Origin of the sequence: Brevundimonas sp., assembly GCF_044336875.1 — a bacterium.
GTDB lineage: Bacteria > Pseudomonadota > Alphaproteobacteria > Caulobacterales > Caulobacteraceae > Brevundimonas.
Map to the genome: position 1 here is coordinate 16,913 of NZ_JBIIOP010000020.1, position 16,641 is coordinate 33,553.

The window sequence follows — 16,641 nt, forward strand, 5'->3', positions numbered from 1 at the left end:
GATCTGGTCGATAAATTAGAGCGTGTTCGAACCGTCGAGCGGTTGCGGATAGTCATCGGAAGACCGACGACGAGGCCAGAGATTGAGCAGATGGGCGACGGCCAGGGCCGATCCGCCCGACAGGGTCAGCAAGGTCTCGCCCGCACGTGTCAGGGGGCGCACGGCTGCGTCAAACAGGAGGAAGAGGCCGATGATCGCCAGGCCGGCGACCAGCGGCCGCGCCTCTCCGCTGAACAGCCCCGCGGCGGCGGCGAGAGCGGCGACCGCAAACGCCCAGTGCACCCAGGCGGCTTCCCCGGCCGAAAAGGCCGGCAGAAAGCTCGCGATGATCGGCAGGAGCAGGCAATGCAGCGCGCACAGGGCTGACAGGCCGACACCGGCGGCGTCCGCCAGACCCGCCGTCCGGGTCGCCGGAACGGTCTCGCAACTCATCGCGCTGCTTCGTCCCGACGCCTATAGACAACGTCGACGGCGTTGACGGCGGACATGGCGCGTGGCCAGCCGGCGTAAAAGGCGAGATGGGTGAGGGTCTCTCCGACTTCGACCCGGGTCAGGCCGTTGTCGAGCGCGCGGTCGAGGTGGAAACCGATCTGCTCCGCCTGGCCGTTGGCGGTCAGGGCGACGAGAGTCGCCAGACTGCGGTCCCGTGGGCTCAGGTCGGTTCGCAGCCACAGATCTTCGAACAGCACCTCATTGGTGTAGGCTGCGAGGGCCGGCGCGACGGGGCCGACGCCGCCGGTCACCGCATGGGCGCGGGGCGCGTCGGCGACCCGGTCGAAGGCAAGGCGGGCGTCGGGGGTCTGAACCGGCGTCAAACCTCGTTTCTCGAGAATGCGATTGGCGACGCCGACAGCCGACATGGCGCGGGGCCACCCCGCGTAAAAGGCCAGATGGGTGATGACGCCGGACAGTTCGGACGGGGTCACGCCGTTGTCGATTGCGCGATCAAAATGACCGGGCATCTGTTCGACGCCGCCCGTCGCAATGAGGGCGGCGATGGTGACGAAGCTGCGATCACGCTTGTTCAGTTGCGGGCGTTCCCAGACGTCGCCGAAGAGGACGTCGTCCGTATAGGTCGCCAGGGGCGGCGCCACGGCGTGGACGGCGGGAGGGGCGACGCTTTCGCGGCGAGCGGAGCCTCGGTCGTCCTGCGGCGCAGAGACCGAGACGGCGGCGAGGGCGGCGGCGAACAGTTTCATTGCGGATATCCAGGCGTCGGGAAAGCGCCGTGTCGCGAAGCGATCGGCGCGAGCGGACGTCCGGCGCCGCCGGGAAGGGCGCGGCGCCGAACTAAGGCGAGCATGACCGTTCATGAGGAGGTCGGGGTGAACCGCCATCCTCGCCGAGCCGGAACTCTAAGGCAGGGCGGCCCGGTCGATTAGCGGGCCGAGCCCGCATGTCCCTATGGCGAGGATTCATGAATGCGGCGTCGCCGTTCGCGGAAAGGGCAGTTCGTCAGGCGGATGCTGGTGACGTCGGCCGTCCACGAGCAGGACGAAGGCTGGCGCGGCGGCCTGGTCCTTGGGATCGGCCGGGCGCTTCACTCATAAAGCCCTCGCATAGGCCCATTTTGATCTTGGCGGCAACTGAAGCCGCAGCGATCCGCTCAAATCTCCTCCTCGCGTGCGCGCCGTTTTACCGCTCGGACGGCGAGCGCCGGCAGGACCAGGAGGGTCAGGGCCGTGGCCGTCAGCAGACCGCCGATGACTACGGTGGCCAGAGGCTTCTGAACCTCGGCCCCGGCCCCATGCGCCAAGGCCATGGGAATGAAGCCGACAATGGCCACCAGGGCCGTGGTCAGGACGGCGCGAAGACGGCTGGATGCTCCCTCGATCGCCGCCCGCACCGGCCCGTACCCGGCCTGGAGCCGGTCGCGGATCGCCTGCATCAGCACCAGACCGTTCAAGGTCGCTACGCCGGAGACGGCGATGAAGCCGACCGCCGCCGAGACCGAAAAGGGCATGCCCCGCAACAGCAGGGCCAGCACCCCGCCCACCAGGGCCAGCGGCACGCAGGCGAAGACCAGGCCGGCCTCGGCGAATGAACCCAGAGCCACGAACAGCAGGATCCCGATCAGGACGAAGACGACCGGGATAACCAACCCCAGTCGCTGCTCCGCCCGTCTCAGGTTCTCGAACTGGCCCCCCCAGGTCAGGGAGTAGCCGGTCGGCAGCTTGACCTGCTCCACAACCCTGGCCTGGGCGTCGGCGACGAAGCCGCCCAAATCGCGGCCCCGCACATTGGCCTGGACCACCATGCGGCGGCTGCCGTCGTTGCGGCTGATCTGGTTCTGGCCTTCCGCTACCTGGATCCGAGCGACAGACGACAGGGGCACGGTCATGCCGGCCGCCGTGGTGATCGGCAGGGCCGCCAAGGCCGCCGGATCATTGCGAGCGGCGTCGGGCAGGCGAACGACCACATCGTAACGCCGGTCACCCTCGAAGATCTGCCCGGCTGCCTGACCGCCGATGGCGGCCGAAACGGCTTCGGAGACATCGGCCGCCGACAGGCCGTAGTTGGCCGCCGCAAACCGGTCGACGCGGACTGTCAGGGTCGGCAGGCCTGTGGCCTGTTCCACACGCACATCGGCGGCGCCTTGCGTCCGGCGCAGGACCTCGGCGACCTGGTCTGCCGTCGCCTGCAACTGACCGAAGTCGTCGCCATAGACCATGACGGCGAGATCGGTGCGAACGCCCGAGATCAACTCGTTGAAGCGCAGTTCGATCGGTTGGCTGAACTCGAAACTGTTGCCGATCTGCTTGGACGAGACCTGCTCGAGCCGCTCCAAAAGGTCTTGTTTCGACAGCTTGGGGTCGGGCCAGTCCTTGCGGTCCTTCAGCACGATCACCGCATCGGAGATGTTGGGCGGCATCGGGTCGACCGCCGCCTCCGCCGTCCCCGTTCGTGAAAACATCGTCTTCACCTCGGGCTGCGCCTTGATGGCCCGCTCCAGCGCCATCTGCATCGCCAGGGATTGCTCCAGCGAGGCGGAGGGCACGCGCAGCGCCTGCATGGCGATGTCGCCCTCGTCCAGGGTCGGAATGAACTCGCGGCCCAGGGTGGTGACACCGGCCACGCCCACGGCCAGGGCGCCGAGCGCCGAGATCAGGACGATCTTCGGGCGCGCCACAGCGGCGCAGATCGCCGGTTCGATCCATTGGCGCGCAAAGCGCAGGAGGAGGGTCTCGTGCTCTTCGGCCTCGCCCTTCTTATTGACGTGAACCGTCTTCGGATCGCGCACGATCAGGGCGGTCATCGCCGGCACGAAGGTGAAGGAGAAGATGAAAGCGCCGACCAGGGCCAGCATCACTGTCGCCCCCATGGGAATGAAGGTCTTGCCCTCGACGCCTTCCAGCATCAGCAACGGGGTGAAGACCAGCAGGATGATCAACTGACCGAAGGCGGCCGGCTTGACCATCTGCCGCGCCGCCGCACCCGCAACCTCGAGACGTTCGCGACGGGTCAGCATCCGGCCCAGATCGGCGCGACGCTGACTCAGCATCAGAAGCGTGTTCTCGACCACGACCACGGCGCCGTCGACCAGCAGGCCGAAATCCAGCGCCCCCAGGCTCATCAGGTTTCCGCTGATGCCGAACCGGTTCATGCCGATGATGGCGAACAGAAAGCTGATCGGAATCATCAGGGCGGTGATGGTCGCGGCCCGGATATTCCCCAGCAGCAGGAACAGGATCACGATCACCAGCAGGGCGCCTTCGATCAGGTTGCGAGCCACAGTGGCGATGGTCTTGTTGACCAGGGCGCTGCGGTTCAGCACCGGCTCGGCGACCACGCTGGGCGGCAGACTGGCGGAGACCTCTTCAAGGCGAGCAGCCGCAGCCTGAGCCACGGTGCGGCTGTTGCCGCCGGCCAGCATCAGGGCCGTGCCGACGACCGCCTCATGGCCGTCGCGGCTGGCGCCGCCCAGACGCGGGGCCTGACCGATCTCGACCGTGGCCACATCCGCCACCCGCACGACCAGGCCGTTGCGGTTTCTCACAGGGGCCTGGGCCAGATCCGGAAGGGTTTGGGCCAGGGCTTCTGTGCGCACTGTCAGGGCCTCGCCCGCCCGCTGGACATAGCCGGCGCCGGCCTGGGTGTTGGCCCGCTCCAGAGCGACGATCAGGTCGTTCAGGCTGAGGCCGTAGCCGGCCAGTTTCGCCGCGTCGGGGCGCACGGCGTATTCCTTCACATAGCCGCCGTTGACGTCGACGCCGGCGAGCCCATTGGCCGTGCGCATGCGCGGGGCGATGATCCAGTCCTGGACGGTGCGCAGATAGGTGGCGCGCGCCTGGGGCGTGGTCAGCAGCTCGCCTTCGGGCGTCAGATAGGCGCCGCCCGGCTGCCAACCGGGCTGGCCCGCCGTGACGATATTGGCGCTGTTGAACGGTTTGAAATCCACCGTCCACATCAGCACCTCGCCCAGACCTGTCGTGATCGGGGCTAGGCCCGGCTCCACGCCGTCAGGCAGGTTTTTCCGCGCCTGGGCCATCCGTTCGGCCACCTGCTGGCGCGCGAAATAGATGTCTGTCGGATCGGTGAAGATGACCGTGACCTGGCTGAATCCGTTGCGGCTCAGCGAGCGGGTCGACTGCAGGCCGGGAATACCCGCCATCGCGGTTTCCAGCGGATAGGTGACCTGGCGCTCCATCTGCTCCGGCGCCAGGGCCGGGGCGACGGTGTTGATCTGGACCTGCCGGTTGGTGATGTCCGGCACGGCGTCGATGGGCAGTCTGGTCAGTTCGAACAGGCCGACGGACGCCACCAGCGCCGTGGCCAGGACGATGAACCAGCGGAAGCGGACCGACGCCTCGATGATGAGTTTGAACATGATCGCCCCCTAGTGACCGTGCTCGGCTTCGCCCTTGGCCATTTCGGCCTTGAGCAGGAAGGCGTTGGCTGCGGCGATCCGTTCGGATCCGTTCAGGCCGTTGACGATCTCGATGCGCCCCCCGGCCTGACGGCCTGGCAGGACCTGGGCAGCGCGGAATCCGCCCTCGATCTGAACAAAGACGACCGTCTTGCCGTCGACGGTCTGGACCGCCTCGCTGGGCACGGAGAGCCCCTGGTCGCCGTCCCCCGTGACGAGCGATCCGCTCACGAGCGAACCGGCCGGCGGCAGCCTCGCGCTTTCCGGCCGCGCGCGGATGACCGCAGCGCCGCTGTTCTGCTGACCGGCGTCGGCGGCGACGCCGGTGATGATCGCGTCGAACTCCCCGTTCGGCCCGGCCACCCGCATCCGGGCGCCCGCGTGGGCTTCGGCGGCCAGTTGCGGCGGCGCGTTGAACACCAGTTCGATCCTCGACGGATTGGTCACTTCGGCGACCACCCCGCCTTGGGGCACGAAGCCGCCCGGTCCGACCTGCACGCTGGTCACCACGCCGGAGATCGGGCTGACGACGCTCAGGCGACCCGCACCATCGGGAGCGCCGGCGGCGGACACCCGTGCCCTGGCGGCGCGGGCCGACGCCTGGGCGCTCAGGGCCTGAGCGTGCGAGACCTCGGCCTCGCGCCGCGCGACGACGCCCTGGTTCGCCAACTCCTCGTCGCGACCGTGGGCCTGTTCCGCGGCCACATAGGCGGCCTCGGCCGCGTCGGCGTCGGCGCGCAGGGCCGCCGCGTCCCCGCTCACCAGGTTGACCAGAGCTTGGCCCGCCCGCACGGTCTGTCCCGGCGTCACCAAAATCCGCTCGACACGGCCGCCGACCGTCGCGCCTACGGAGGCCCGCCCATCGATCATGGTCTCGACCCGACCTGACAGACGGGTTTCCCCACCCCCGCCTCGCGAGACGGCCGCCACTTGGATTCCCGTCGCTCGCAGTTGCTCGGGCGTCAGCAGCACGACGCCTTCTGCGGCCGCAGCGGCTTCAGAGTCCGCATGACCGCCCTCTTTTGCGTGCTCTCCTTCGGCTTTCGCCGTCGCGGTCGTTTCCGTCGGCGGGCTAAGCTGACCCTTGGCGACATAGAGCCCGCCCGCGCCGATCATCACAAGGGCGGCGACGCCGACGAACAGCAGCGTCTTGGTGGACCTGGATTCACGCATCAGAGATGTCCTTCGAACGGGGCGCGGCCTTCCAGGCGCGCGAGGTCGATTTCCGCGCGGACCCGCGCAAGGCGGGCGTCCACGGCGGCGTTGCGGGCGTTGATCAGGGCGGCGCGGCTGGTGCGCAGCTCCAGTTGCGAGATGCGGCCGGCGTCGAAGCCGATCCGGGACAGGCGATAGGCCTCCTCAGCCGCCATCACTCCGGCGTCTGCAGCCGAAACACGACTGGTCGATGCGCCGAGGCGTGCGTTGGCGGCGGCCCGGTCGGCCCTCGCATCCTGTCTGGCCTGGGCCAATCGGGCGTCGGCCGCGCGGTATTCGGCCCGGGCCGCGTCGATATTGCCGCGGTTTCGATCGAACAGCGGCAAGGGCAGGCTGACGCCGAAGGTCAGGGCCGTCGCGTCCTCCGCCTCGAAGCGGCGAAGTCCGATACTGGCCGTGACGTCGGGACGAGCGTTGATCCGTTCCACGTCGATGCGCCGTTCCGCCGCCGCCAGACCGGCCTCGGCCACGCGCACGGTCGGGACCCTATCCGTGGCTGTGATGATCGATGCAGGGGCCTGATCCAGCAAACTGTCTGCGATCGTCGTAACCGGCGCGGGCAGGAGGGCGACCGCCGTCAGCCGCGCGAACGCCGCATCACGTTCGGCGACGGCCTCGTCCAGTGTCGCCCGGGCCGAGGACGCCTCGCTCTCGGCCTGAATGCCCCGCAAGACCGGTTCGCGTCCTTCCTCAACGAGGGCCAATGCGGCCCGTGCGTCGGCGACGGCGAGGGTCAGGGCTTCGCTCGCGAGACTCGCCCGCCGCTCGGCGGCCTCTGCCTCGGCATAGATGAGAGCGAGACGTCCGGCCGTATCAATAACGGCGAGGTCGCGTTCGACCACGGAGGTCTTCGCCTCGGCCGTGGCGACGGCGACGCGGGCGCGGCGGCGTCCCCACAGCTCGAGATTCTGGGAAACAGCCAGACTCGTTTCCGCATTGGCGTAGCCGCCGAAGGGCTGGCCGCCGAAGGCGTTTTCCGCCTCCAGCGAGGCGACGGGGTTGGGACGGACGCGCGCCTGGCGAACGCGCCCTTCGGCGGCGTCGACGCGGGCGTCGGCCTCGAGCGAGGCCGGGGTCTGGCCGAGCTGCGAGAGGAGAGCGGCATAGGTGGGGGCCGGCTCAGCCCAAACAGGACTGGCCAGGATCGCCGCGATCGCGGCGAGCGCACAGCCGACCGCGAGACGCGGTCGCCGGCGTGATGAGGCGAGCATGATTCATATCCAAGGTTTCGAACGGGACGAGTGCGCACGCGGGCGCGGGTCTCCGTTCAGACCTTGGGCGGTCGCTTCAGTCCGTCGGGCGTGATCGAGGTTCGGAAATCATCATGACGGCGGCCTTCGAGCGGCGGACGGCCGAACTCGAGCGCGATGACGATATGGCTTTCGGGCCTGGGCGAGCCCGCATGGTGACAATGGCCATGCGAACACAGGCCGTGAGTGTCGCCGCTGTCGCCATGGTCGCCGTCCTGTGGCCGATGATCCGCCGTTGCATGGGCGGCGGGCGCCTCTGGCGTGCAGGCGGCGGCGTCCACGGCAGGCGTTAGAAAGAAGCCGGCGAAGACCAATGTCATCGCCGCCAGCATTTTCGCCCATGTCGCCATCGACCAGGTCATGCGGCGTTGGTTACGTGCGATCGGCAAACTCGGCAATGTGTTACAAGGTTCGCACGCCTACCTCTTCCTTTTTGCGTGTCTGGGCGATGAGGCCCGTCACAGCGTCGCCAAGGCGCTCGAAGCTGCGGGGCTGGCGGTGAAGCGTGCGATCAGGATGAAGGGTTCAGTCATGCGGCGCCTGTCCGGCTGATTGAGGACCGATGAGCTTTGGATGCTGGCGCAAAGCCGTATCGGCGAGCCGCCCAGACAACGAGGAGGGTTGGAATGAGCAGGGCGATCAGGGCCGGAGCGAAGGCGCGGACGCCAAAGGCGTCCAGCAGGAGCCCTCCGATGACGCCGCCGCCGGCGATCGAGGCGTTCCAGGCGGTGACCAGCATCGACTGCGCCAGGTCGGCTGCATCGCCGGATGTCTTGGCGATCGCCGTCTGGAAGAGCGTCGCGGCGCCGCCGAAGGCCAGGCCCCAGACGCCGATGGAGATGTAGACGACCGCCTCGCTATCGCTCCAGAAGACCAGGGCGGCCGCCGCGAGGCCGAACAGGACAGTGCTGACGAGGGTCAGTTCGCGCAGAAGATGATCGATCAGAACGCCGGTCACCCAGATCCCGGCCAGGGCGGCGACGCCGAAAACGAGCAGGACAAGATCGATCCGCTCGCCCAACCCGACATCGACGAGGAACGGGGCGATGTAGGTGTAGAGGATGTTGTGAGCGAGAACGAAGGCGGCCACGACGAACAACACTGCCCGGACGCCCGGAATCTTCGCCACCTGGATGAGCGACAGGCGCTTGTCCGTCGCTTGACCCGGGAAAGCCGGAATCTTGGCGAGCACCCAGATGATGAGGATCAGGGTCAGCACGCTCATGACGCCAAAACAGGCGCGCCAGCCGATGGCTCCACCGACGAAGGTCCCGGCCGGAATGCCGAGCGACAGGGCCAGGGGCGTGCCGACCATGGCCACCGCGATGGCGCGCCCCCTCATGGCTTCCGGGACCATCCGCGCCGCATAACCGGCGAGCAACGACCACAGGAGGCCCGCCGCGACGCCCGCGAAAAAACGGAAGGCGAGGGTCAATCCGTAGGCGCTCGACAGGGCGGTGACCGTATTGGCGACGGCGAAAACGGCGATGGAGGCCAGAAGGACCTGACGGCGCGGCAGATGCTGGGTCGCCGCAGTCAGGGGGATTGCGGCCAGGACCGCCCCGGCCGCGTAGACGGTGACGAGCTGGCCCACGAGCGATTCCGACACCGACAGACTGGCGCCGATCTCCAGGAGAAGACCGGCGGGCAGGGCCTCTGTCAGGATGCAGATGAAGCCTGCCATCGCCAGCGCGAGGAGCCCCGGCCAGGGCATGCCGGGTGTTTGATCCCGCCCTCTGTCATCAAACTGATCCGTCATTGCAAGCTCCCGGTTTCGAAGGGAGACACCTCCCAGTCCGGCGAGAAGGTGGGGGCTTGCCGGCCGGACCATAATGGGTGCAGATCGCCTTACAGTCTGAACCTCTGGTTCGTAATGACTCTTGGTTTGCGGAGTGCGCGATGGCCCGGTCGAGCATGCTGAGCGATCTCACAATGCGGGAGCTGCAGACACAGCTGCCCGGCCTGCTGACGTTTCGGTGCGTTGCTGCGCATTTGAATTTCGCACGCGCCGCAGAAGATCTGAAAATCAGTCCGACGGCGGTCTCGAAATCGATCAAAGGGCTGGAAGAACAACTCGGCGTGCGATTGTTCAATCGCAATACCCGCAGCACGGCGCTCACCGAGGCCGGAGCCAAACTTCTGACCAATCTCAAGCCGGCCCTGGAGCAGATCAGGCTCGCGGTCGAATCCGCGACGAGCGATACGGACAGGCCCGCCGGCCTTCTGAGGCTCAACTGTCCCTATGTGGCCTACGCCACTCTGATCGAGCCGCATCTGCAGGGGTTTCTGTCCGACCATCCGGAGATCAATCTCGAGATTTCGGTCGACAATCGCCTCGCCGACATCATCGACGGAGGCTTCGATGCCGGAATCCGTCTTGGCCACGCGGTGCAACGGGACATGATCGCCACCCGCCTGGGACTGGCGCAGCAACAGATCGCCGTGGCGTCTCCCGACTATCTGGCCCGATACGGTGCGCCAGCGGACCCGCAGGCCCTGCTGGCGCATAACTGCATTCGACAGCGTCTGGCGGTGCAGGGCCGCTTTCTGGACTGGACCTTCAAGGTCGGCGGCAAGCCGGCCGTCGTCGATGTCGCTGGCCAGTTGGTTGTCGACGAGATGCGGCTGGCCGCGACGGCGGCGCGCAACGGTGTCGGCATCGCCTATGTGTTTCGGCAGTTCGTGGAGGCCGAACTCGCGGGCGGGGCGCTGAGCCCCGTACTCGAGACGTTCAGCGTCGATCGTGGGGTGTTCCACATCTACTATCCCAGCAATCGCCAGATGCCGGGGAAGCTTCGGGCCTTCATTGATCACATCCGTGCGGAAAACCGGACAAGGCTGCGGTGATCCCTGATGCAAGACGTTGGGACTTTCTGGTGTCCACCCAGGTCGTCGTCAGGCTGCTTGGTCCTGATCGCGACCAAGCCCAATCTGAAGGTCGCGATCGAGTAAGCTTCACCCTTTGGCCTCAGTTTCGCAGAGTGTCGGATTCCGGGCGTGACGCCAATGGCCGCTTGTGGCGCGTTGCAGCCTACCTGGTCGGGCGAGAGAAAGGGCTTTGCGATTAGGCGGCAGTCATCACTTTTAGGGCGGAGCCTAACCATACTCGCCCGCCATACGAGTTCTCAGGATCGCCCTTCGGCAAACTGACACGAAACTTCGGGGTTCTCGTTACGCAAGGCTTCTAGAGGGAGGCCTTGTTTTCGGGGAAGACGCGCGTGGTCAGTCATGAGCAGGAGGTTGGGCGCGCGCTCGTCGCGCATAACCGCACGCTCCTCGCCTATGTGCGACGCCGCCTGCGCTCTGCTGTCGATGCGGAAGACGTCGTTCAGGAAGCGATGACCAGGGTGCTCACGCGTGCGCGGGTCTCGCTGATCGCGGACCCTCTTTCCTATGCGATGCGGGCGGCTAGGAACATCCTGATTGACAAGAGCCGCGCGACACGCCCGCCGGTCTCGTTGGATGATCTGGACAGCGGAGATACGCCGATCGATGCGGCGGCGACGCCCCTGGAGGCGCTGGACATGACTGAACGTCTTCACCTCTTCCAGGCGGCGCTGGAGGCGATGCCCAGGCTTCGTCGGGAGGTTTTCATCCGGCGAAGGGTCGAGGAACAGGCCTATGACGTCATTGCACGAGACCTGAAGTTGTCGACCGAGGCGGTCCAGAAACACTACAGCCGCGCCGCGCTGATGCTGCGGCAAGCCGTTGAGGACCGCCATGTCGACTGAACGGAGCCATCGGACGGATGACCGCGCGGCGGCCCTGTGGGCTGATGCGCGTCTAGCAGGAGGGTTGGCGCCTTCACAGCAGGCGGCGTTGGAGGCCTGGCTGTCCGGTCGGCCGGATCGTCAGGCCCTGCTTGAGCGCCACGAGCGACTGCTTGCCGATCCCGCCATGCTGTTGGCCGCCAAGCGCGTGTCGAGACAAGGTGAAGCCGGGCGCCCGGCCAGGCGCGCTCCGCTCTTTCCTTGGGTCACCGCCTCGGGCCTTGTCGCGGCGAGTCTGGCGTGCCTGGTCCTTGTCGACTCCATGCCTCGGGGAGAACGGATTAGGGGCGAGCAGGGCCGCGTCGAGGCGATCACCCTCGGCGACGGGTCAACCGTTCGCCTGAACGGGACCAGTGAGGTTCGCGCCGATCTGCGCCGGCGCGCACGGGCCCTGCATCTCAAGGGCGAAGGATTCTTCGAGGTGGCGGCGGACAAGAACCGTCCGTTCACCGTCGATGCAGGCGATGTCCGCGTCACCGCTGTCGGCACCCGCTTCAACGTCGAGCAGCATGACACGCCGGACGGTCCCCTGGTCGAGGTCGCCGTGCTCGAAGGCGTGGTCGAGGTGGTCCCGAAAAAGGGATCGGTCACACGCGTCAAGGCCGGTGAGAGGGTGCGGGTTCTCAAGGGCGCCGTTCAGCACGCCGTGCTCGACCGGGCTGAGGACGAAACGGCGCTGCCGGCCTGGACGCAGGGGTGGCTGGAATTGGACGAAGCTAGCATGCTCAGCGTGATCGACGATCTGAATCGTGCGACCGGCGTCAAGGTCGAACTGACCAGCAGGGCCATGGGACAGGCGTTGGTCAGCGGGCGTTTCGCCTATGGCCAGCCTGAAAACGCCCTGGCCGCGATCGCGCGCCTGCATGGCTACAAGCTGACGCGTCAGGGCCCTGATCGCTACGTCATGTCGGAAGGTTAGGCGACGATAAGAGCAAGTTTTTGCGACGGCTGTCAGGTTGGGCGACAGCGTCGTCTTCCTCCTTGACGGTCATTTTCGGCCTCGGGGGATGTTTCAATGTCGTATCGTAAAACCGGGCTGCTCGCCGCAGCGGCCGTGGCCGTTCTCGCGTCTGCAGCAGCGCCGGCCCAGGCCTGGCAGGCCACGTCAGCGGTCGAGGCCCGCGTCGCCATCAATGTTCCGGCCCAGGATCTGGATCAGGCCGTCCGCGCTCTGTCGCGGCAGACCGGGCTGCAGATCGTGCACGATCCCAGCGTCACCCGCGGGCTGAACTCCCGGCCAGTTTCAGGGTCGATGACGCCGCGCGAGGCCTTACGCCGCATGATCGCCAACTCCGGCGTCGAAGTTAGAGATATTCGAGGCGTTCTGACTCTGGTTCGCCCGTCGGCGGCTCTCTCGACCGCGAGCCAGGACGCGGTCGTCGTCGATGACGTGGTCGTCGTCGGCTACGCCGCCGGCCTGCGCCGTTCGCTGGACGCCAAGCGCGACGCCGACTTCATCTCGGACGTGGTCAGCGCCGACGACATGGGCAATCTGCCCGCCAACAACGTGGCGGAATCCTTGTCGCGTCTGCCGGGCGTCAACGCCGTGCGCAACCACACGACGGGCGAGGGCGACCGGATCACCATCCGCGGCCTGTCGACCGAGCTGAACAACTATACGATGAACGGCGTCCGCATCGGCGGCACGGGTTCGCCGGGCGACAGCTTCTATCGCGGCGTCCGCCTCAGCTTTCTGCCGCCCGACGGCATCGACTCCATCACGGTCATCAAGAGCCTGACCCCGGATCGCGACGGCGACGCCCTGGGCGGTTCGATCGACATCAAGACCCCGACCGCCTTCGATCACGATCCGACCTACGCCGTTCTGTCGGCCTCGGCCGGGATGCTGGACAAGTTCGACGACCGCAAGTCGGGCGAGCTGTCCGCCTCGTTCGGGCGTCAGTTCAATGACAACTGGGGCGTCTTCGTCACCGCCAGCTGGTCGCGCCGCAAGTCGCAGTTCGAACAGAACGGCGTCGACGGCGATAATCAGCCCCCGGTCTGGTACGACGACAGCGAGAGCCTGGGCTGGGACACCGAGAGCTTCGTCCTGCGCGGCATGGATCTGGCCTTCGGCGAGACCGAGGTGGAGCGCAAGGGACTGAACGCCAGCCTGGATTATCGCGGCGCCGACCACGACTTCCACTTTCGCGGCAACTACAACGAATACACCCAGGACGAATTCGGCAACCGCCTGAACTTCCGTAACGACACGGCCCGGAACTCGACCCGCCTGACCCAGGTCGACACCAGCCAGACCGGCCTGGCCAGTCCCGACGACGCCATCATCGGCTCGGGCGCCAAGGGGAATATCTACTCCTATACGACGGCGCAGATCGTCGACCGCGACGGCGACGGGATCATCACTGACGCCGATCGTTCAGCCCGGTCGTATTATACGCTGAACGGCGCCTCGGGGACCTGGGACCCGCAGGGCTTCCGCCTGCGCCGCTTCTGGGAAGGCTCGCGCGAGACTGGTACGGTCCTTCAACTGAACCTGGGCGGCGTCAGCCGGCTCGGCGACTTCACCGCCGACTACGACCTGTCCTACGCCCAGTCCGAGGACAATACCGACGACAGCTATGAGATGGAGTTCCGCAGCGACAAATACGGCTGGCTGGGCAACGAGGGCGTCGATGTCGTCAACTTCGGCGACAGCCGTTTCCCGAAATGGGTGCTGAACGACGCCGGCATGGCGGCGGTGCAGGATCCCAACGAATACGACTACGCCGGCCTGTCCGGCGAGGTCGGGGGCGCCCAGGAAGACCTGTGGCAGGGGCAGTTCAACGTCGAGTGGAGACCGGCCTCGCCCTGGCTGGAGTCGGTCAAGGCGGGGGCGAAATTCTATTCGTCCGAACGCTCGACCTATAATGGCGAGTTCCTGGATCTGGACGCCGACGGCACCCTGGCCGATTTCTCGTCCTTCTACGGGAAAGAGGTCACCGACCTGTTCGACGGCGAATACACCGGCCTGTATCGGCTGGGCGTGACGATCGACAACCAGGCCATGCTGGCCGAGCTGCAGCGCGCCATGGCGGGGAACAGCGCCTTCTTCGAAGGCTTCGCCACCGATCCGTCGCAGGCGCAGCTGAGCGGCGAGGACAGTTTCACCTTCAAGGAAGACATCCTGGCCGCCTATCTGATGGGCACGGCCCGGTTCGGGAACGCTCAGGTCATCGGCGGCGTCCGCGTCGAGAGCACCCGCAACGACATCGCCGCCTATGCGCTGGATCCGGTGCAGGGCGAGGGCTACGCCAACGACAAGAGCGACTTCGTCAACGTCCTGCCGTCGATCCATCTGAACTATGCGCTGGATCGCAGCACCAAGGTCCGGGCCGCGATCTGGACCAGTTTCGCCCGCCCAGATATCGCCCGGATGTCGTCATCGCGTGAATACGGCTACGATGCCGATCCGGACGGCGACGGCGTCGAGAACCCGACCTCGGACTGGGTGCTGATCGCCATCGAACAGGGCAACCCCGACCTGAAGCCGATGCGGGCGGTCAACTACGACCTGTCGATCGAACGCTACAACGGCAATACGGGCGCCTATTCGATGGGGTTGTTCTACAAGGACATCCGCAACTTCCTGTTCCGCTCCTCGTCCAGCAACATCCGCGACGGGACGGCGGGCGTGAACGTCAGCCCGGACGGCGTGACCATCTCGATGCCGAACAACGGCAAATGGGCGAAGGTCTATGGCGTCGAGATGAGCGCCCAACAGGTCTTCCACTGGTTACCGGGCGCCCTGTCGGGCCTGGGCGCCAGCGTGAACCTGACGCTGCAGAAGTCGGAGGCCGAGACCGGCATCTCCTGGCACCCCGCCGGTTACACCCTGCCGCTGATGGAGACGCCGGAAGCGATCGCCAACGTCCAGCTGTTCTGGGAATATTCGGGCTGGGAAGCCTATGCGGCCTACAGCTACCAGTCGGAATTCCTGGAGGGGATCCAGGACTTCGGCAACAACCCGTATGAGCAGGACTATGAGTTTGTCGACCTGAACGTGCGACGCAAGCTGTGGGGCGGGGCCACCGCCTCGCTGCAGGTGCAGAACCTGTTCGACAACCACACCTACTGGTACACGGCCGGGTCCGGCACCAGCTCCAGCCGCGCCTATATCAAGAACGGCCGGTCGATCTCGCTGGGGGTCAACTATGTCTTCTAAGGTCGTGAAGACGCTGATGCTCGGGGCCGCGTTCGCGGCCCTAAGCGGCGGACCGGTGCTGGCCCAGGCCGAGCAACGTCCCGAGCCGGCGCCGGTCCAGGCCTCGGACCGGCCCATCCCGCCGGCGACGGTTCAGCCGGAACGGATCATCCTGAACCTGACCGCCGATCCGGCGCACCAGATGGCCGTGACCTGGCGCACCGCGCCGGGCCAGACCGGGCAGGTGCAGTACGCCGAGGCGCTGGACGGGCCGGATTTCATCGCCACGGCGACGCGCCTGGACGCCGTGACCGACGACGCCGTCCTGACCGTGCGCGAGGCGGACCAGTTCCGCGCCGCCTATCATTCGGCGGTGATGACCGACCTGAAGCCGGCGACCACCTATGTCTATCGGGTGGGGGCGGGCCAGACCTGGTCGGAGTGGCTGCAGTTCCGCACGGCGGCGGAAACGGCCGAGCCCTTCACCTTCCTCTATATGGGGGACATGCAGAACAACATTCTCAGCGAGGCCTCGCGCACGCTGAGAATGGGCTTTCGCAAGGCCGGGGACGCCGCCTTCGTCATCCACGCCGGCGACCTGATCAACCGGCACGACAGCGACAACGAATGGGGCGAATGGTTCGCCTCGGGCGGCTTCCTCTATGGGCAGACGCCGCAGATGCCGACGCCGGGCAATCACGAATACGGCCGCGGCCCGGTGCTGAACCCGCAGTGGCGGCGCCAGTTCACCCTGCCGGAGACCGGACCGGAGGGCGTGGAGAAGCTGAAGGAGACGGCCTGGACCGTCGATTATCAGGGGATGCGGCTGATCTCGATCGACGCCCCCCTGTTCCACGGCGACGCGGCGATGCGGGACGAGATGGTGCGCTGGCTCGACGGCCTGCTGGCCGACAATCCCAATCGCTGGACGGTGATGTTCCTACACTTCCCGCTGTTCTCGATCGATCCTGATCGCGACAATTCGCGGGTTCGCGACGCCTTGAAGCCGCTGATCGACAAATACGGCGTCGACCTGGTGCTGCAGGCCCATGATCACGGCTATGCACGCGGCGCCATCGGCGCGGGCGCGATGGACAACAAGGGGCCGGGCCATGTCTCGGATCACGGCTCGACCTATGTGGTCTCGGTCGCTGGTCCCAAGATGTATCCGATGGCCGCACTGACCTGGGCCGACCGCACGGCCGAACGGACCCAGACCTTCCAGACTCTGGACGTGTCGCCGGAGGCGGTGATCTATCGCGCCTTCACCGCCACCGGTCGCGAACTCGACGCCTTCCGTCTGACCAAGGGCGAGGACGGCGTGTCGCGACAAGAGGCCTTGCCGATCGGAGCTGAATAGGTCGAACTGAGGCTTAGCCCCGGTTCCCAAACGGT

13 protein-coding genes are annotated in these 16,641 nt (G+C 66.7%); 7 read left to right on the plus strand and 6 right to left on the minus strand.

All coding sequences use genetic code 11. The annotated features are described in order from the left end of the window. Nucleotides 1-15: 15 nt before the first annotated feature. Nucleotides 16-432, minus strand: coding sequence for a MerC domain-containing protein (locus ACIQ1T_RS16610; RefSeq protein WP_395945666.1), 417 nt, complete (start codon nucleotides 430-432; stop codon nucleotides 16-18). Next, nucleotides 429-1,199, minus strand: coding sequence for a carboxymuconolactone decarboxylase family protein (locus ACIQ1T_RS16615; RefSeq protein ID WP_395945667.1), 771 nt, complete (start codon nucleotides 1,197-1,199; stop codon nucleotides 429-431). Before ACIQ1T_RS16615 ends, ACIQ1T_RS16610 begins: the two co-directional genes overlap by 4 nt. Before the next feature lie 222 nt (nucleotides 1,200-1,421). Between ACIQ1T_RS16615 and ACIQ1T_RS16620 the strand changes: the two genes are divergently transcribed. After that, complete coding sequence (locus ACIQ1T_RS16620; protein ID WP_395945668.1) at nucleotides 1,422-1,550, plus strand: hypothetical protein; 129 nt, start codon at nucleotides 1,422-1,424, stop codon at nucleotides 1,548-1,550. A gap of 56 nt (nucleotides 1,551-1,606) precedes the next feature. On the opposite strand, the gene ACIQ1T_RS16625 is transcribed toward ACIQ1T_RS16620, so the two are convergent. The 3 genes from ACIQ1T_RS16625 to ACIQ1T_RS16635 are packed head-to-tail and all read right to left on the minus strand — an operon-like array spanning nucleotide 1,607 to nucleotide 7,293. Further along, the gene (locus ACIQ1T_RS16625; protein ID WP_395945669.1) at nucleotides 1,607-4,828 is read right to left on the minus strand and encodes an efflux RND transporter permease subunit; all 3,222 of its coding nucleotides are present in this window, start codon (nucleotides 4,826-4,828) and stop codon (nucleotides 1,607-1,609) included. A 9-nt stretch (nucleotides 4,829-4,837) separates the two neighbouring features. Next, on the minus strand, nucleotides 4,838-6,040 hold the full coding sequence (locus tag ACIQ1T_RS16630; RefSeq protein WP_395945670.1) for an efflux RND transporter periplasmic adaptor subunit: 1,203 nt from the start codon (nucleotides 6,038-6,040) through the stop codon (nucleotides 4,838-4,840). Continuing rightward, entirely contained in the window at nucleotides 6,040-7,293 is a 1,254-nt protein-coding gene (locus ACIQ1T_RS16635) for a TolC family protein (RefSeq protein WP_395945671.1), read from the minus strand. Before ACIQ1T_RS16635 ends, ACIQ1T_RS16630 begins: the two co-directional genes overlap by 1 nt. A gap of 300 nt (nucleotides 7,294-7,593) precedes the next feature. Between ACIQ1T_RS16635 and ACIQ1T_RS16640 the strand changes: the two genes are divergently transcribed. Continuing rightward, entirely contained in the window at nucleotides 7,594-7,884 is a 291-nt protein-coding gene (locus tag ACIQ1T_RS16640; protein ID WP_395945672.1) for a hypothetical protein, read from the plus strand. Here the strand turns inward: ACIQ1T_RS16640 and ACIQ1T_RS16645 are convergent. Next, complete coding sequence (locus ACIQ1T_RS16645) at nucleotides 7,862-9,046, minus strand: MFS transporter (protein WP_395945673.1); 1,185 nt, start codon at nucleotides 9,044-9,046, stop codon at nucleotides 7,862-7,864. The genes ACIQ1T_RS16640 and ACIQ1T_RS16645 overlap by 23 nt on opposite strands. A 185-nt stretch (nucleotides 9,047-9,231) precedes the next feature. On the opposite strand from ACIQ1T_RS16645, the gene ACIQ1T_RS16650 reads away from it, so the two are divergent. The 5 genes from ACIQ1T_RS16650 (at nucleotide 9,232) to ACIQ1T_RS16670 (ending at nucleotide 16,606) form a co-directional block, all read left to right on the plus strand. Then, nucleotides 9,232-10,179, plus strand: coding sequence for a LysR substrate-binding domain-containing protein (locus ACIQ1T_RS16650; protein ID WP_395945674.1), 948 nt, complete (start codon nucleotides 9,232-9,234; stop codon nucleotides 10,177-10,179). Between the two features lie 350 nt (nucleotides 10,180-10,529). Beyond that, nucleotides 10,530-11,063: an RNA polymerase sigma factor gene (locus ACIQ1T_RS16655; RefSeq protein ID WP_395945675.1), complete on the plus strand. Its 534-nt coding sequence runs from the start codon at nucleotides 10,530-10,532 to the stop codon at nucleotides 11,061-11,063. Continuing rightward, entirely contained in the window at nucleotides 11,053-12,021 is a 969-nt protein-coding gene (locus ACIQ1T_RS16660) for a FecR family protein (RefSeq protein WP_395945676.1), read from the plus strand. Before ACIQ1T_RS16655 ends, ACIQ1T_RS16660 begins: the two co-directional genes overlap by 11 nt. Nucleotides 12,022-12,117: 96 nt before the next feature. Next, entirely contained in the window at nucleotides 12,118-15,267 is a 3,150-nt protein-coding gene (locus tag ACIQ1T_RS16665) for a TonB-dependent receptor (protein ID WP_395945677.1), read from the plus strand. Between the two features lie 16 nt (nucleotides 15,268-15,283). Beyond that, the gene (locus ACIQ1T_RS16670; RefSeq protein WP_395945678.1) at nucleotides 15,284-16,606 is read left to right on the plus strand and encodes a fibronectin type III domain-containing protein; all 1,323 of its coding nucleotides are present in this window, start codon (nucleotides 15,284-15,286) and stop codon (nucleotides 16,604-16,606) included. Nucleotides 16,607-16,641: the final 35 nt, after the last annotated feature.